Below are 13610 nucleotides of genomic sequence, written 5' to 3'. Positions count from 1 at the left end.
GGCGACGAATTGGATCGCTCCAACACCCGTCCGGCAGGCGAACAACGGAGACCCGGTCATGCCCGCGAGCAGCCACCCGTCCCCTTCGAGGTCGGGCCAGGTCACGATGGCCATGGTCGCCACGCGGGCGGGCGTCTCCACACAGACCGTGTCGAACGCGCTGAACACCCCGGAACTGCTGCGCCCCGAGACCCTGGAGCGGGTGCTGCGCACGATCGACGAGATGGGCTATCGCCCGCACCGCGCCGCCCGTTCACTGCGCACCCGAACCAGCCGGCTCATCGGCTACGGCATCCGGTCGGCCGCCTCCGGGGGCTCGTCGCCGATCCTGGACCGCTTCCTGCACGCCCTCTCCGCCACGGCTGACGAGGCCGGCTACCGGATTCTGCTGTTCGCCTCCCCCGCCGGCCCGGACAGTCTCGCGGTCTACGAAGAACTCCTGGGCGAGCGCGGGGTGGACGCGTTCGTGCTCAGCGACACCCACCGCGGTGACCGGCGGCAGCGCTGGCTGGACCAGCGCGGCATCCCGTTCGTCGCCTTCGGCCGGGTCTGGTCCGGCCGGGAGACCGGGGACTGGGTGGACGTCGACGGCGCTGCCGGGACGGACGCCGCCGTGGAACACCTGGCCGCTCTCGGCCATCGCAGCATCGCCTTCCTGGGCTGGCCGCGCGGCTCGGGGGCCGGGGACGACCGCGCCCAGGGATGGCTGCGCGCCATGCGCCGGCACGGGCTGCCCGTGCGCGGCCGGCGGGCCGAGAGCACCGACGACGTGCCGAGCGCCGCCGCGGCAGCCGTGCCGCTCCTGGACGCCGGCGCGACCGCGGTGGTCACCGCCAGCGACACGCTCGCGCTGGGCTGCTACCGGGCGCTCGGCGAACGCGGCGCCGCCCCCGGGCGTGAGGTGTCCGTCACCGGCTTCGACGACTCGCCGGCCGCCTCACTCGTCTCGCCCGGCCTGACCAGCATCGGCCAGCCGCTCGAGGACGTCGGCCGGGAGTGCATCCGGCTGCTGCTCGGCCGGGTGGAGGACACCGGTCGGACCCCCGAACGCGTCCTGCTCGCCCCCTCGCTCGTCGTACGCGACAGCACGTTTGCCCCACTGTGAACGCCCGAACCTCCAGGAGGAGAGACATGCCCACTCGTACGAACGCGGCGACCGCTGCCCTCTGCGCGGCAGTGCTCGTGGCCGCCGTCACCGGCTGCTCCAGCGGCTTCGACAAGGCGAAGGACGGCCCCGCGCAGGACGACAAGGGCGCCCAGAACCTGAAAGTTCTGATAGCGACCTCCGGCAACGCCGAGACGGCCGCGGTCGAGAAGGCCGCGAAGGCGTGGGAGAAGAAGTCCGGGAACACGGTCGAGGTCCAGATCGCGAAGGACATCAACCAGCAGCTCGGGCAGGCCTTCGCAGGCAACCGCCCGCCGGATGCGTTCTATGTGAACTCCGACCAGTTCGCCAACTACGCCAAGGGCGGCTCCCTCTACGCCTACGGGGATCAGGTACCGGATGCCGAAGCCTTCTCCGCCGAGCTTCGGCAGTCGTTCACCTACGACGGCAAGCTGGTGTGCCTGCCCAAGGACAGTTCGACGCTGGGCCTGGCGGTGAACACGGATCTCTGGAAGAAGGCGGGTCTCACCGAGGCCGACTACCCGGAGAACTGGGAGGAACTGGAGAAGGCCGCCGACAAGCTGACCAAGGGCGACGTGACCGGGCTCGTCACGTCCAACGAGTACCAGCGGCTCGGGGCGTTCATGAAGCAGGCCGGCGGCTGGGTCACCGACAAGAAGCAGACGAAGATCACCGCCGACTCGCCGCAGAACGCGAAGGCGCTGGCGTTCGTGAAGAAGATGCTGCGCTCCGGATCCATGAAGTACGCGAACCAGGTGGACGCCGGCTGGGCCGGTGAGGCGTTCGGCAAGGGCAAGGCCGCGATGACGATCGAGGGCAACTGGCTCGCCGGCGCGATGAAGCAGGACTTCCCGGACGTGAAGTACGACATCGCCGAGCTCCCCGCGGGCCCGAAGGGCAGGGCGACACTGGCGTTCAGCAACTGCTGGGGCGTCGCCGCTAACAGCACCCACCGCAAGGCGGCCGTCGACCTGGTCCGCTTCCTGACCTCGCAGAAGGAGCAGCTGACGGCCGCCGACGCCACCGGTCTGATGCCCTCGCGCACCAGCGCCCTGAAGACGTACGCGCAGAAGCACCCGGAGAGCGCGGCCTGGGTGGCGGGGAGCGCCTACGCCCAGGGGCCGGTGACCGTCGCCGGTTCGAACAAGGTGCTGGCGCAGTTCAACACGGACCTGGCTTCCCTGGCCACGCGGGACCCGAAGGCCCTGCTGGCGTCGCTCCAGCGCAACGGCGAGAACAAGGTCGGAAAGGGCAACTGAGCACCGTGACCGCCGACGTCATCGAGCGCCCGCCGAAGCGGCGGGCGCCCCGGTCCCCGGAGCCGGGCACCCGCAACCTCCGGCGGGGCGAGGGGCTGTGGGGCTGGCTGTTCGTCAGCCCCATGGTCACCGTGCTCGGGTTGTTCCTGCTGCTGCCGATCCTGATGGCGGCCTGGGTCAGCCTGCTCGACTGGGACGGCCAGTCGAACCCGTTCACGGCCGACGCGCGCTTCGTGGGGCTGGACAACTACCGCAACCTGCTCACCGAGGACGGTCTGGACCGCACCCTGTTCGCCACCTCGCTGCGCAACAACCTCTACTACGTGCTGCTGACGGTCCCGCTGCAGACGGCGCTCGCCCTCACCCTGGCGATCGTCGTCAACCAGCGCCTGCTCCGCGGGCGCGGGCTGCTTCGCACGACGTTCTTCTTCCCGTCGGTGACGAGTTCGATCGCCGTGTCGACCGTGTTCCTGTTCCTCTTCCAGGGCAGCGGCGCGATCAACCGGATGCTGTCCTGGATCGGTGTCCAGGGACCGAACTGGTTCGCGGACTCCCGCGGTGTCCTGCGGGTCCTGCTGTCCGGGCTCGGGCTCGTCGACTCGGTGGCCCCCGGTGCCGCGGCCCCGGGCGAGGGGTTCATGGGACTCGCCTGGTCGGAGTGGCTGGCCGGTCCCTCGGTGGCCATGAGCACGCTGATCGTGCTGGCCGTCTGGACGACGTCCGGCACGTTCATGCTGATCTTCCTCGCCGCGCTGCAGGACATCCCGCGCGAACTCGAGGAGGCCGCCGCCCTGGACGGGGTGAACCGGCGGCAGATGCTGTTCCACGTGATCCTTCCCGCGCTGCGCCCGGTGCTGTTCCTGGTGCTCACCCTCGGGCTCATCTCCACCTGGCAGGTCTTCGACCAGGTCTATGTGATGGGGCAGGGCGAGCCCGGCAACACGACTCTCACCCCGGCATTCCTCTCCTACACCTCGGGCTTCGAGGACGCCGACTACGGTCAAGGAGCCGCGATCGCCTTCATCCTGCTCGCCATTGTCCTGGTGCTGACGGCGTTCCAGCGCTGGGCGCTCCGTGAACGCGGTCCGCGGACGGAGGTGCGCCGTGCCGGTCGCTGAGAAACTCCGGGGATCCTCCGTCGAGCGCCCGATCCTTCCGCGGCTGCCGCGCCCGGTGCGGCTCACCGGCTACGCACTGGTGCTGGCCTTCGGCCTGCTCTATGCACTGCCGTTCGTGCTGCAGGTGGTCACGAGCTTCAAGACCGACCCGGACGCGGCCTCCCGGCCGCTGTCGCTCATTCCGTCGCCGTGGACTCCCGGCGCGTACCACCAGCTCTTCGGGGCCGCCGGCGGGGACGGGGTGCCGTTCTCCCGCTGGCTGGGCAACAGCACACTGGTCGCGGTGCTGGTGACCGCCGGCCGGGTGCTGTTCAACTCGATGGCGGGCTACGCGTTGGCGAGGCTGCGGTTCCGGGGGCGCGGCATGCTCACGGCACTGGTCATCGGGGTCATGGCGGTGCCTCCGGTGGTCCTGCTCATCCCGAAGTTCCTGGTGCTGAACACGTTCGGCATCTTCGACACCTACGCCGCGATGGTGTTTCCACTGCTCGTGGACGCGGCCGGGATCTTCATCATGAAGCAGTTCTTCGAGTCCGTTCCGCGTGAGGTGGAGGAGGCGGCCAGGATCGACGGTGCGGGGATCGTCCGCATCTTCTGGTCCGTGGTGCTGCCGATGGCGCGGCCCGCGCTGATCACCCTGACGATCCTGTCCTTCCAGGGCTCCTGGAACGAGTTCACACATTTCCTGGTGTCCACCCAGTCCTCGGAGTTCGAGACGCTCACCACCGGGCTGGCCCGTGTGGTCTCCGGCGGGCTCGGCAAGGGTACGCAGTACCCGCTGAAGCTGACGGCGGCACTGCTGTCGACCATCCCGGTCGCAGTGCTGTTCTTCTGCTTCCAGCGGTACTTCGTCCGCGGGGCCAATTCCGGTTCCGTCAAGGAATGAGAACGGCGACGGGGACGGCCGGCGCAGCGAGCGCCGGCCGCCCCGTGGCGTTCATCGGGGTCCCGGTCTCAGACCAGGCCCTGGGCGAGCATCGCATCGGCGACCCGTTCGAAGCCGGCGGCGTTCGCGCCGAGGACGTAATCGCCCGGCGCGCCGTAGCGTTCGGCCGTCTCGTGGCACGAGCGGTGGATGTCCCGCATGATCTCGGTCAGCCGCTGCTCGGCCACCCCGAACGTCCACGAGTCGCGGCCCGCGTTCTGCTGCATCTCGAGCGCGCTGGTCGCGACACCGCCGGCGTTGGCCGCCTTGCCCGGGCCGAAGGCGACGCCGGCCTCACGGAAGACGCGGACCGCCTCCGGTGTGGCGGGCATGTTCGCGCCCTCGGCGACCGCCATCACGCCGCCGCGGACCAGGGTGCGCGCGGCGTCCTCGTCGAGTTCGTTCTGCGTCGCGCACGGCAGTGCCACGTCGCAGGCCACGTCCCACACCCTCCCGCCGGGCAGGTACCTGGCGGACGGTCCGCGGCGCTCGGCGTAGTCGGACATCCTGCCCCGCTCAACCTCCTTGACCTGCTTGAGGAGTGCGGCGTCGATGCCCTTCTCGTCGACCACGCAGCCGGCGGAGTCCGAGGCCGTGAGCACGTTGGCGCCGAGGGCCTGGGCCTTCTCGATCGCGTAGAGGGCGACGTTCCCGGAGCCGGAGACCGTCACCTGCCGGCCGTCGAGGGACTCGCCGCGGGCGGCCAGCATCTCCGCGGTGAACAGCACGGTGCCGTACCCGGTGGCCTCGGTGCGCACCTGCGATCCGCCCCAGGCCAGGCCCTTTCCGGTGAGGACACCCGACTCGAAGCGGTTGGTGATCCGCTTGTACTGGCCGAACAGGTAGCCGATCTCACGGCCGCCCACGCCGATGTCGCCGGCCGGCACGTCCGTGTGCTCCCCGAGATGCCGGTGCAGCTCCGTCATGAACGACTGGCAGAAGCGCATGATCTCGGCGTCGGAGCGGCCCTTGGGGTCGAAGTCGCTGCCACCCTTGCCGCCGCCGATGTTCAGCCCGGTGAGCGCGTTCTTGAAGATCTGCTCGAAGCCGAGGAACTTGATGACGCCGAGATCGACCGACGGGTGGAAGCGCAGACCCCCCTTGTACGGCCCCAGCGTGCTGCTGAATTCGACGCGGAACCCGCGGTTCACCCGGATCTTGCCGGAGTCGGTGGTCCAGGGCACCCGGAACATCAGCTGCCGCTCGGGCTCGCAGATGCGCTCCAGCAGTGCGGCATCCAGGTATTCGGGGCGCTGTTCCAGGACCGGGGACAGCGACTCCAGTACCTCGCGGACGGCCTGGTGGAACTCGGGCTCGCCGGGATTGCGCCGCAGGATCTCCGAGCGGACGGCGTCCGGGCCAGGGCGGGAATGCCCTGCGGCTGCCCTCCGGTCGATCGGAGCCGGCATCGGATCACGCTCCTTGTGCATCGGGGTCGGGGATGGTCTCCCGTCATCCGGCTGCCCGGTTCGAAGGCATCCGAATCCGGTGTCTGCGGGTACTGCACGGCGGAACCAGGAGGTCAGTGAGCGTACAGGGCCTCGATCTCCTCGGCGTAGGCCGACTCGACGACAGCGCGCCGGAGTTTCCGCGACGGGGTCACGAGACCTGCCTCCTCGGTGAACGTCCCCGGCAGGATGCGGAAGTTGCGCACCGACTCGGCAGTGGACACCAGGGTGTTGGCGGCGCTCACCCCACGGCGGATCTCGGCCTCCAACTCGGGGTCACGGACGAGTTCGCGCGGGGTGAGCTTCGGTTTGCCCCGCAGCTTGAGCCAGTGCCCCGTGGCATCGTGGTCCAGGGTCACCAGCGCGGCCACGTACGGCCGGTCGTTGCCGACCACGATGCACTGCTCGACGAGCGGATGTTCGCGCACCCGGTCCTCCAGCAGAGCGGGCGAGAGGCTCTTGCCGCTCCTTGTGACGATGATCTCCTTCTTCCGGCCGGTGATGGTGAGATACCCCACCTCGTCCATGGACCCCAGGTCACCGGTGTGGAGCCAGCCCCCGCGCAGGGATTCGGCGCTCCCCTCGGTGTCGTTGAGGTACCCGGAGAAGACGGTGTCGCCCCGCAGCAGGATCTCGCCGTCGTCCGTCAGCCGCAGCGAGACGCCGGGGACCGGGGTACCCACCGTGCCGAAACGGACCCGGCCCGGCGGGTTGGCCGTCGCCGCGGCGCTGGACTCGGTCAGGCCGTAACCCTCGTAGATGGTCACTCCGGCCCCGTCGAAGAAAAGCCCGAGGCGGCGGCCCATGGTGGAGCCGCCGCTGACCGCGTTCCGCACCCGTCCGCCCATCGCCTCGCGGATCTTGGAGAAGACGAGCCGGTCGAAGAGCAGGTGCTGCATGCGCAACGCCGTTCCGGGCCCCGGCCCGAGGCCCAGGGCCTCCCGCTCCCGCGCCTCCGCGAAACGCACCGCGATGTCGGCCGCACGGTCGAAGACAGCGAGGTTCCCCTCCTCCTCGGCCTTCGCCCGCGCGGCGTTGAAGATCTTCTCGAAGACGTACGGCACAGCCAGCACGAACGTCGGCCGGAACGACCGGAGGTCGGGCAGCAACGCGGCGACGGCCATCTCCGGCTGGTGGGCCAGCCGCGCTCCCGCCCGCACGGCCGCCACCTCCACCATGCGCCCGAAAACGTGGGCGAGCGGCAGGAACAGCAGGGTGGACGGCTGATCACCGTCCGACGGTTCGAACAGCGAGCGCCAGCGGGCGATGAGGTTGTCGCACTCGGCCATGAAGTTGGAGTGGGTCAGCACGCATCCACGGGGGCGGCCCGTGGTGCCCGAGGTATAGATGACGGTGGCGACAGCATCGGGCTTGATGGCGAGACGGTGCCGGTGCACGACGCTGTCGGCCACCCGTTCGCCGTCCGCGACCAGGTGTTCCACCGCACCGGCGTCCAGCTGCCACACCCGGGTCAGCCAGGGCACCCGGTCGATCACCGCGGCAAGCGTCATCGCGTGGTCGTCGTCCTCGAGGACGCATCCCATGGCCCGGGTATCGTGCAGGATCCAGGCCAGTTGCTCGCTCGACGAGGTCGGGTACACGGGAACCGGACGGGCGCCGATGGTCCACAGCGCGAAGTCGAAGAGAGTCCACTCGTAGCGGGTACGCGACATGATGGCCACCGGATCGCCGAAGCGTATGCCCTGTGCCAGCAGGCCCTTGGCCAGGGCCATCACCTGGTCGCGGAACTGCGCTGTGGTGACGTCCTCCCAGCGGTCACCGGCCTTGCGCCCGAGCTGCACCCGTCCCGGCTGCTGGTCCGCACCCTCGAACACGGCGTCGGCGAGCCCGCCGACTTGAGGAGCAGTCGCCAGGGCGGGCACAGTGATCTCTGACACGTGTGGTCCTCGGCAGCGATGGATGCGGGTGCGCGTAACGTATCCGGTCGGCTACCGCTGCGGGAACTCCGGGGCGTGACCGCGCCCCTACCGGACACGCACCCGGCGCGTCCGGTGAGGACCGGCCTGGGGGCTGCGATGCCGTCACGATCCGCTGCCGACCGTCTGCTGGCGGTGCTCGAGTCGTTCGACCTCGGTTCGCCCGCGCTGACGCTCACCCGGATCGCCGGCGAGCGGGGCTGCCGCTGTCCACGGCCCACCGCATCGTCGGCTCGCTCACCCGCTGGGGGGCGCTGGAACGCGGCGAGGACGGGCGCTACCACATCGGCCTGCGGCTGTGGGAGGTCGCGGCTCTCGCGCCGCGAGGGGTGGGACTGCGGGAGCGCGCAATGCCGTTCCTGGAGGACCTGTACGAAGCGACCCACGAGAACGTGCAGCTCGCCGTGCGCGACGGGCAGGACGTCGTCTACATCGAGCGGATCTCCGGCCGTTCGGCGGTGGGCGTCCGCAGCCGGGTGGGAGCCCGGTGGCCGCTGCACGCGACGGGCGTCGGCCTGGTGCTCCTGGCGCACAGTCCCGCCGACGTGCAGGAGGAGGTGTGCGCGCGGCCACTGGAGGTGTTCACGCGGTTCACCGTGCGGGACCCGGCGCAGCTGCGGCGCATGCTCGCCGAGGTCCACCGGACGGGGTGCGCGGTGAGCGACCGCCAGATCACCCACGACGCCGTTTCGGTGGCCGCACCGGTCCGGGACGCCGAGGGCGGCGTGGCCGCGGCGGTGTCGGTGGTCATCCCGGCGGAGCACCCGCATCACACGCTGGTCCCGGTGGTCCGGGTCGCCGCTCGCGGCATATCCCGGGCGCTGGGCTGGCAGCCGGCGGGCCGGGGCTCTGATGCGCGACACCGCTTCCGCCCGGCGGAAGGGCCCTTGTGGGCGCGTGGCACAGGTCACGAGTCTGGGGATCGCCTCGAGCCGTGGCGGAACAGCGTGTTCCGCCACGAGGTCCCCTCAGCGACGGGAGAGTGCCGTGACCGATTTCGTCAGGAACCAGTGGTACGTGGCCGCGTACGGCCGCGAGGTGGACCGTGAGCTCCTGGGGCGGACCGTCCTGGGCGAACCGATCGTGCTGTACCGGACGGAGGAGGGCTCCGCCGTCGCCCTGGCCGATCGGTGCGTGCACCGGCGGTTCCCGCTGTCGGCAAGCAGGCTGGACGGCGACCGGATCGTGTGCGGCTACCACGGGTTCACCTACGACACCGCCGGCGCCTGTGTGTCCGTCCCGGGACAACAGCGGATTCCGCGCACGGCACGCGTCGCGGCCTACCCGGTCGTCGAACAGGACTCGTTCGTGTGGGTCTGGATCGGCGACCCGTCACTGGCCGATCCCCGGGCAGTGCCGCGGGCTCCGCATCTTGCGGCGGACGGGTGGACGACCGTCGACGGGATGGAGTGCATCGACGCCGGCTACGGGCTGCTGGTGGACAACCTGATGGACCTCTCCCACGAGACCTATCTGCACGGCGGCTACATCGGCACCCCGGAGGTGGCGGCTGCACCGATCAGCACGGAGGTCGACGAGGGGGCCGGGATCGTGCGGGTCAGCCGGCACATGGACGACGCCGAGTGCCCGCCGTTCTACGCCCGCTCGACGGGGATCGAGGGGCGCATCACCCGCCGGCAGGACATCGAGTACCACGCGCCGTGCCTGTACCTGCTGCACAGCCGGGTCGCCCCGGTCGGGGTGCTGCCGGGCCCCGACGGCGACGACAACTCGGCCTTCCACACTGAGATCACCTACGCCATCACGCCGTCCACGCACGGCCGGGTCTACGACTTCTGGGCGGTCTCCCGGGACTTCGCGATCGAGGACGAGGAAGTCAGCCGGGTGCTGCGGGACTTCAACCACACGGTCGTGATGCAGGACGTCGACGCGCTGAACCTGCTGCAGAAGGCTCTGGACGACGAGCCCGCCGGATATCAGGAACTCAGCATCAACATCGACACCGGCGGACTCGCAGCACGACGCATCCTGGCCCGGCTGGCCGAGGAGGGCGCGCGGCGGACCTCCGGGACACCGGCGGTGGAGGCGGCGGCCCGATGACGGGCGGGCCCACCGCCGAGGTCTACCGGATCGACTGGCTGCCGGGCACCGACCTGCTGCACGGGATCTGCCACTGCGGGGCGGAGAAGGTCACGGAGGACCCGGTGGGCATGTGGGACTGGATGCTCGCCCACCCGCAGGGGCACGTCCCGGGGACGCTGCACGGACAGGAAGGACGGCATGGGCCGCACGCATGAAGCGACGACGGAGCTCGTCGTCGCCGCCAGGACCGAGGAGGCGCTCGGCGTGGTGTCACTGACCCTGCGCCGGCCCGGCGGCGGGATGCTGCCGCCCTGGGAGCCGGGTGCCCACATCGACCTGGTCCTGGAACCGGACCTGGTGCGGCAGTACTCGCTGTGCGGGGACCCCGCGGATCCGGACGCCTGGCGGATCGCGGTGCTGCGGGAGCCCGCCGGGCGCGGCGGCTCGGCCCGGGTCCAGGACTCTCTCGCGGTGGGCAGCAGGGTCGCGGTCCGCGGCCCCCGCAACCACTTCGCGCTGGAGCCCGCCGAGCGCTACCTGTTCGTCGCGGGCGGCATCGGTATCACCCCGATCCTCCCCATGATCCGGGCCGCCGAGGCCGCGGGGGCGCGGTGGCGGCTGCTGTACGGGGGCCGCACCCGGGCATCCATGGCCTTCCTCGACCGGCTGGACGCGTACGGAGAACGGGTGCACGTCGCGCCGCAGGACGAGACCGGCCTGCTCGACGTGGCCCCGCATCTCGACGCGGCCGGCCCGGACGCCCTCGTGTACTGCTGCGGCCCGGAGCCGCTGCTGGCAGCCGTGGAGAAGCTGTGCGCCGGCCGGCAGTCCGGGGCGCTGCGGGTGGAGCGGTTCGGCGCCGTCGGGGCGCCCGCCGTCGCGGAGGCGTCCCCGGAGGACGGAGGCTCCTTCGACGTCGTCCTGGCGCGGTCGGGCCTGTCCCTGACCGTCCCGCCGGGGACCACCGTGCTGGAGGCCGTGGAGCAGGCCGGGGTGGACGTGCTGTCCTCCTGCCGGGAAGGCACCTGCGGAACCTGCGAGACGGATGTGGTGGAAGGGGAGCCGGACCACCGGGACGCCCTGCTCACCGAGGAGGAGCGGGCGGAGGGGGCGTCGATGATGATCTGCGTCTCCCGCTGCCGGGGCCCGCGGCTCGTGCTCGACCTGTGAGGCCCTCCGTCGCCGCGCCGGGTCCCTTCCGGCCCGGGAATCGTGGCCCGGACGCCAACCGCAAGGCGGTCAGGACTTCGTGACCGCGGTCTTCCCGGGCCGACGGGGGACAGCCCGGGTCTCGTCCAGGTGTCCGTACACCGTCGACCGGCTTACGACCGATACTTGTCGGCGATCTGCGGGACCGTCTCTTCCCGTGCGCCGTGGAACCGTTGGCCGAGTGCGGCCCGGTCGTCGGTGGGCTTGGGCCGGGACTGCGGCTCCGACGACGGGTCCGGGTGGGATCAGCGGGTCCGCGAGCGGAAGGTGCGGCGATAGGTGCCCGGGGACACGCCGACCGTGCGGTTGAAGTGGCGGCGCAGCGTCGTGGCGGTGCCCATGCCGGTGGCCGCGGCGATGGCGTCGACGCTGTCATCGGAAGTCTCCAGCAACTCCTGGGCGTGGCGGATCCGCTGGGTCAGCAGCCATTGCAGCGGGGTGGTACCGGTCACCGACCTGAAGTGACGGCCCAGGTTGCGTGAGCTCATCCGTGCCTGGCGAGCCAGGTCGTCCACGGTCAGCGGACGGTCCAGCCGGCCGAGAACCCAGGGGAACAGTTCCGCCAGCGGGTGGCTGTCCGGGGCGGGCACCGGGGTGGTGACGAACTGGGCCTGGCCGCCGTCCCGGTGCGGCGGCACGACCAGTCGGCGGGCGGCCGCGTTGGCGATCGACGAGCCATGGTCGAGGCGGACGAGGTGCAGGCACAGGTCCATGGCGGCGGCTTTGCCGGCGGAGGTGAGCACGCTGCCGTTGTCCACGTAGAGCACGTCGGGGTCGACTCTCACCCGGGGGTGGCGGTCGGCCAGGGCTCGGGTGTGCGCCCAGTGTGTGGTCGCCCGCTTCCCGTCCAGCAGGCCGGCGGCGGCCAGCACGAACGCGCCCGTGCACAGAGAGGCCACGCGCGCGCCGGCCTCGTGAGCCGCGCGCACCGCGTCGACCAGGTCGGCGGGTGGCTCCTCCTCGACGTCGGCCCAGCCCGGGACGATCACGGTGTCGGCGCGCGGGAGCCGGTCGAGGCCGTGATCGGGTTCCAGGAGGAACCGGCCGGCCCGCACGGCGCCCGGCCCGCAGACGACGACGTCGTACCAGGGTTCGGCCACGCCGGCCGGAGTGGAAGCGAAGACCTCGTAGGCCAGGGCCAGTTCGAAGTGCAGCATTCCGTCGGTGACGGCCAGTGCGACAGTTTCCATGTCGGGAACTGTACGGGGGATGGCGTTCCGGACGCTCGTGCGGGAGGCCCGCCCTCGTCAGGATGTCCGTGACGGATCTCAGCGGATCACTGGAGCACGGAGGAGAACTCATGGGGTCGGGGCAGGCGGTGGCGGTGTTCGGCGCGTACGGGCACACCGGGCGCTTTGTGGTGGCACAGCTGCGGGAGCGCGGGTTCGTCCCGGTTCTTTCCGGCAGGGACGCCGCCAAGCTGAAGGTGTTGCAGGCATCCCAGCCCGGACTGGACGTCCGCCCGGCGTCGGTCGGTGAGCCGGCCTCGCTCGACCGCGCACTGGCCGGTGCGGCGGCCGTGGTCAACTGTGCCGGGCCCTTCGCCACGACGGCCGCTCCCGTGATCGAGGCGGCCCTGCGCGCCGGGATCCCGTATGTGGATGTGGCGGCCGAGATCGAGGCCAACGTCGACACCTTCGCACGCTTCACGGACCGCGCTCGCGCCGCGGGAGCGGTGATCGTCCCTGCGATGGCCTTCTTCGGCGGCCTCGGCGACCTGCTGACCACCGCCGCGATGGGCGACTGGGCGGCAGCCGACGAGGTGCACATCGCGTACGGGCTCAGCAGTTGGCACCCCACCGCCGGGACGCGTGCTGCGGGCGCGGTCTCCCGGCAGCGACGGGGCGGCCGACGTGTCCGCTACGCGAACGGGCGGTTGGAGTACCGCCACGACGATCCGCCGACGCTGCTCTGGCCCTTTCCGGATCCGATGGGCCCCCGGGCCGTCATCGGGGAGTTCACGATGGCTGACGTCGTCACCGTTCCCAGCCACCTGTCCGTCCCCGAGGTGCGCACCTCCATGACGATCGAGGCGGCCAGGGACGTGTCCGCCCCGGACACACGGGCACCGGCCGCGGTCGACGAGCGGGGGCGGTCCGCCCAGACCTTCCTCATCGATGTCGTCGTGCGCTCCCGCGGCACCGAACGGCGCGCATGGGCGAGCGGTCAGGACATCTACGCCGTCACCGCACCGCTCGTCGTGGAGGCGGTCGACCGCATCGTCACGGGACGGACCGGAACGGCCGGCGTCGCCTCCGCCGGCAGGATCTTCGACGCGCCCGACTTCCTCCGCTCGCTGTCCGCGCACATCTCCCTGGAACTGCGCCGGTAGCGGGCAGGCCACCGACGCCGTGCGCCGGGCTGCTGTGGTCGCGGCGTATCCCCGTCACTCGAACAGCCGTCCCGACCGGGCTCCGCGACTCTTCCGGCGACCGGTGGAGGGCCGGTCGGGAAGCCCCCGTCCGCCGGGCGGACGCGCCATCAGGGCTGATACTCACACCTGTGTCTGGCCTGGGAGCACGGCATCTGCAGCGAGACTCCGGGA

At 71.2% G+C, this 13610-nt stretch carries 11 protein-coding genes and 1 pseudogene; 9 read left to right on the top strand and 3 right to left on the bottom strand.

Annotated features, from left to right (window positions below):
* The first annotated feature begins 58 nt into the window (after positions 1-58).
* The 4 genes from M1E25_RS22125 to M1E25_RS22110 are packed head-to-tail and all read left to right on the top strand — an operon-like array spanning position 59 to position 4389.
* Positions 59-1105, top strand: a complete 1047-nt coding sequence (locus M1E25_RS22125) for a LacI family DNA-binding transcriptional regulator (protein WP_251418458.1) — start codon at positions 59-61, stop codon at positions 1103-1105.
* 26 nt (positions 1106-1131) lie between these two features.
* Positions 1132-2385, top strand: coding sequence for a sugar ABC transporter substrate-binding protein (locus M1E25_RS22120; RefSeq protein ID WP_251418457.1), 1254 nt, complete (start codon positions 1132-1134; stop codon positions 2383-2385).
* 5 nt (positions 2386-2390) lie between these two features.
* Positions 2391-3503 carry a carbohydrate ABC transporter permease gene (locus tag M1E25_RS22115; protein ID WP_251418455.1) on the top strand — a complete coding sequence of 371 codons (1113 nt, stop codon included), beginning with the start codon at positions 2391-2393 and terminating at the stop codon, positions 3501-3503.
* Entirely contained in the window at positions 3490-4389 is a 900-nt protein-coding gene (locus M1E25_RS22110) for a carbohydrate ABC transporter permease (RefSeq protein ID WP_251418453.1), read from the top strand. The genes M1E25_RS22115 and M1E25_RS22110 overlap by 14 nt, the downstream gene beginning before the upstream one ends.
* Positions 4390-4457: 68 nt before the next feature.
* Here M1E25_RS22110 and gdhA read toward each other — a convergent pair whose 3' ends face one another.
* Together gdhA and M1E25_RS22100 are read right to left on the bottom strand one after the other, a co-directional pair.
* On the bottom strand, positions 4458-5837 hold the full coding sequence (gdhA, locus tag M1E25_RS22105; protein WP_251418451.1) for an NADP-specific glutamate dehydrogenase: 1380 nt from the start codon (positions 5835-5837) through the stop codon (positions 4458-4460).
* A 113-nt stretch (positions 5838-5950) separates the two neighbouring features.
* Complete coding sequence (locus tag M1E25_RS22100) at positions 5951-7774, bottom strand: AMP-dependent synthetase/ligase (RefSeq protein ID WP_251418449.1); 1824 nt, start codon at positions 7772-7774, stop codon at positions 5951-5953.
* Between the two features lie 138 nt (positions 7775-7912).
* On the opposite strand from M1E25_RS22100, the pseudogene M1E25_RS22095 reads away from it, so the two are divergent.
* The 4 genes and pseudogenes from M1E25_RS22095 to M1E25_RS22080 all read left to right on the top strand — a co-directional run.
* Positions 7913-8649 (top strand): annotated as a pseudogene (locus M1E25_RS22095) (IclR family transcriptional regulator); the annotation flags it as partial.
* A 151-nt stretch (positions 8650-8800) separates the two neighbouring features.
* Positions 8801-9874, top strand: coding sequence for an aromatic ring-hydroxylating dioxygenase subunit alpha (locus M1E25_RS22090; protein ID WP_251418447.1), 1074 nt, complete (start codon positions 8801-8803; stop codon positions 9872-9874).
* Positions 9871-10071 (top strand): hypothetical protein, encoded by a 201-nt coding sequence (locus tag M1E25_RS22085; protein ID WP_251418445.1) that lies wholly within the window; start codon positions 9871-9873, stop codon positions 10069-10071. Before M1E25_RS22090 ends, M1E25_RS22085 begins: the two co-directional genes overlap by 4 nt.
* Positions 10055-11026, top strand: a complete 972-nt coding sequence (locus tag M1E25_RS22080) for a PDR/VanB family oxidoreductase (protein WP_251418443.1) — start codon at positions 10055-10057, stop codon at positions 11024-11026. The genes M1E25_RS22085 and M1E25_RS22080 overlap by 17 nt, the downstream gene beginning before the upstream one ends.
* A gap of 284 nt (positions 11027-11310) precedes the next feature.
* Here the strand turns inward: M1E25_RS22080 and M1E25_RS22075 are convergent, their stop codons facing one another.
* Positions 11311-12255 (bottom strand): helix-turn-helix domain-containing protein, encoded by a 945-nt coding sequence (locus tag M1E25_RS22075; RefSeq protein ID WP_251418441.1) that lies wholly within the window; start codon positions 12253-12255, stop codon positions 11311-11313.
* Between the two features lie 110 nt (positions 12256-12365).
* Here M1E25_RS22075 and M1E25_RS22070 point away from each other — a divergent pair, with 110 nt between their 5' ends.
* Positions 12366-13397: a saccharopine dehydrogenase family protein gene (locus M1E25_RS22070; protein ID WP_251418507.1), complete on the top strand. Its 1032-nt coding sequence runs from the start codon at positions 12366-12368 to the stop codon at positions 13395-13397.
* Positions 13398-13610 lie beyond the last annotated feature (213 nt).

Origin of the sequence: Streptomyces meridianus (genome assembly GCF_023703325.1) — a bacterium.
Classification (GTDB): domain Bacteria; phylum Actinomycetota; class Actinomycetes; order Streptomycetales; family Streptomycetaceae; genus Streptomyces; species Streptomyces meridianus.
The sequence above is the reverse complement of the archived record's forward strand: the minus strand, read 5'-3'. Positions and strand labels throughout refer to the sequence as shown.

Excerpts from the sequence above, each read along its gene's own strand:
- M1E25_RS22125 (WP_251418458.1), top strand. The coding sequence starts at position 59 with ATGCCCGCGAGCAGCCACCCGTCCCCTTCGAGGTCGGGCCAGGTCACG.
- M1E25_RS22120 (WP_251418457.1), top strand. The coding sequence starts at position 1,132 with ATGCCCACTCGTACGAACGCGGCGACCGCTGCCCTCTGCGCGGCAGTG.
- gdhA (WP_251418451.1), bottom strand. The coding sequence starts at position 5,837 with ATGCCGGCTCCGATCGACCGGAGGGCAGCCGCAGGGCATTCCCGCCCT.
- M1E25_RS22085 (WP_251418445.1), top strand. The coding sequence starts at position 9,871 with ATGACGGGCGGGCCCACCGCCGAGGTCTACCGGATCGACTGGCTGCCG.
- M1E25_RS22080 (WP_251418443.1), top strand. The coding sequence starts at position 10,055 with ATGGGCCGCACGCATGAAGCGACGACGGAGCTCGTCGTCGCCGCCAGG.
- M1E25_RS22075 (WP_251418441.1), bottom strand. The coding sequence starts at position 12,255 with ATGGAAACTGTCGCACTGGCCGTCACCGACGGAATGCTGCACTTCGAA.
- M1E25_RS22070 (WP_251418507.1), top strand. The coding sequence starts at position 12,366 with ATGGGGTCGGGGCAGGCGGTGGCGGTGTTCGGCGCGTACGGGCACACC.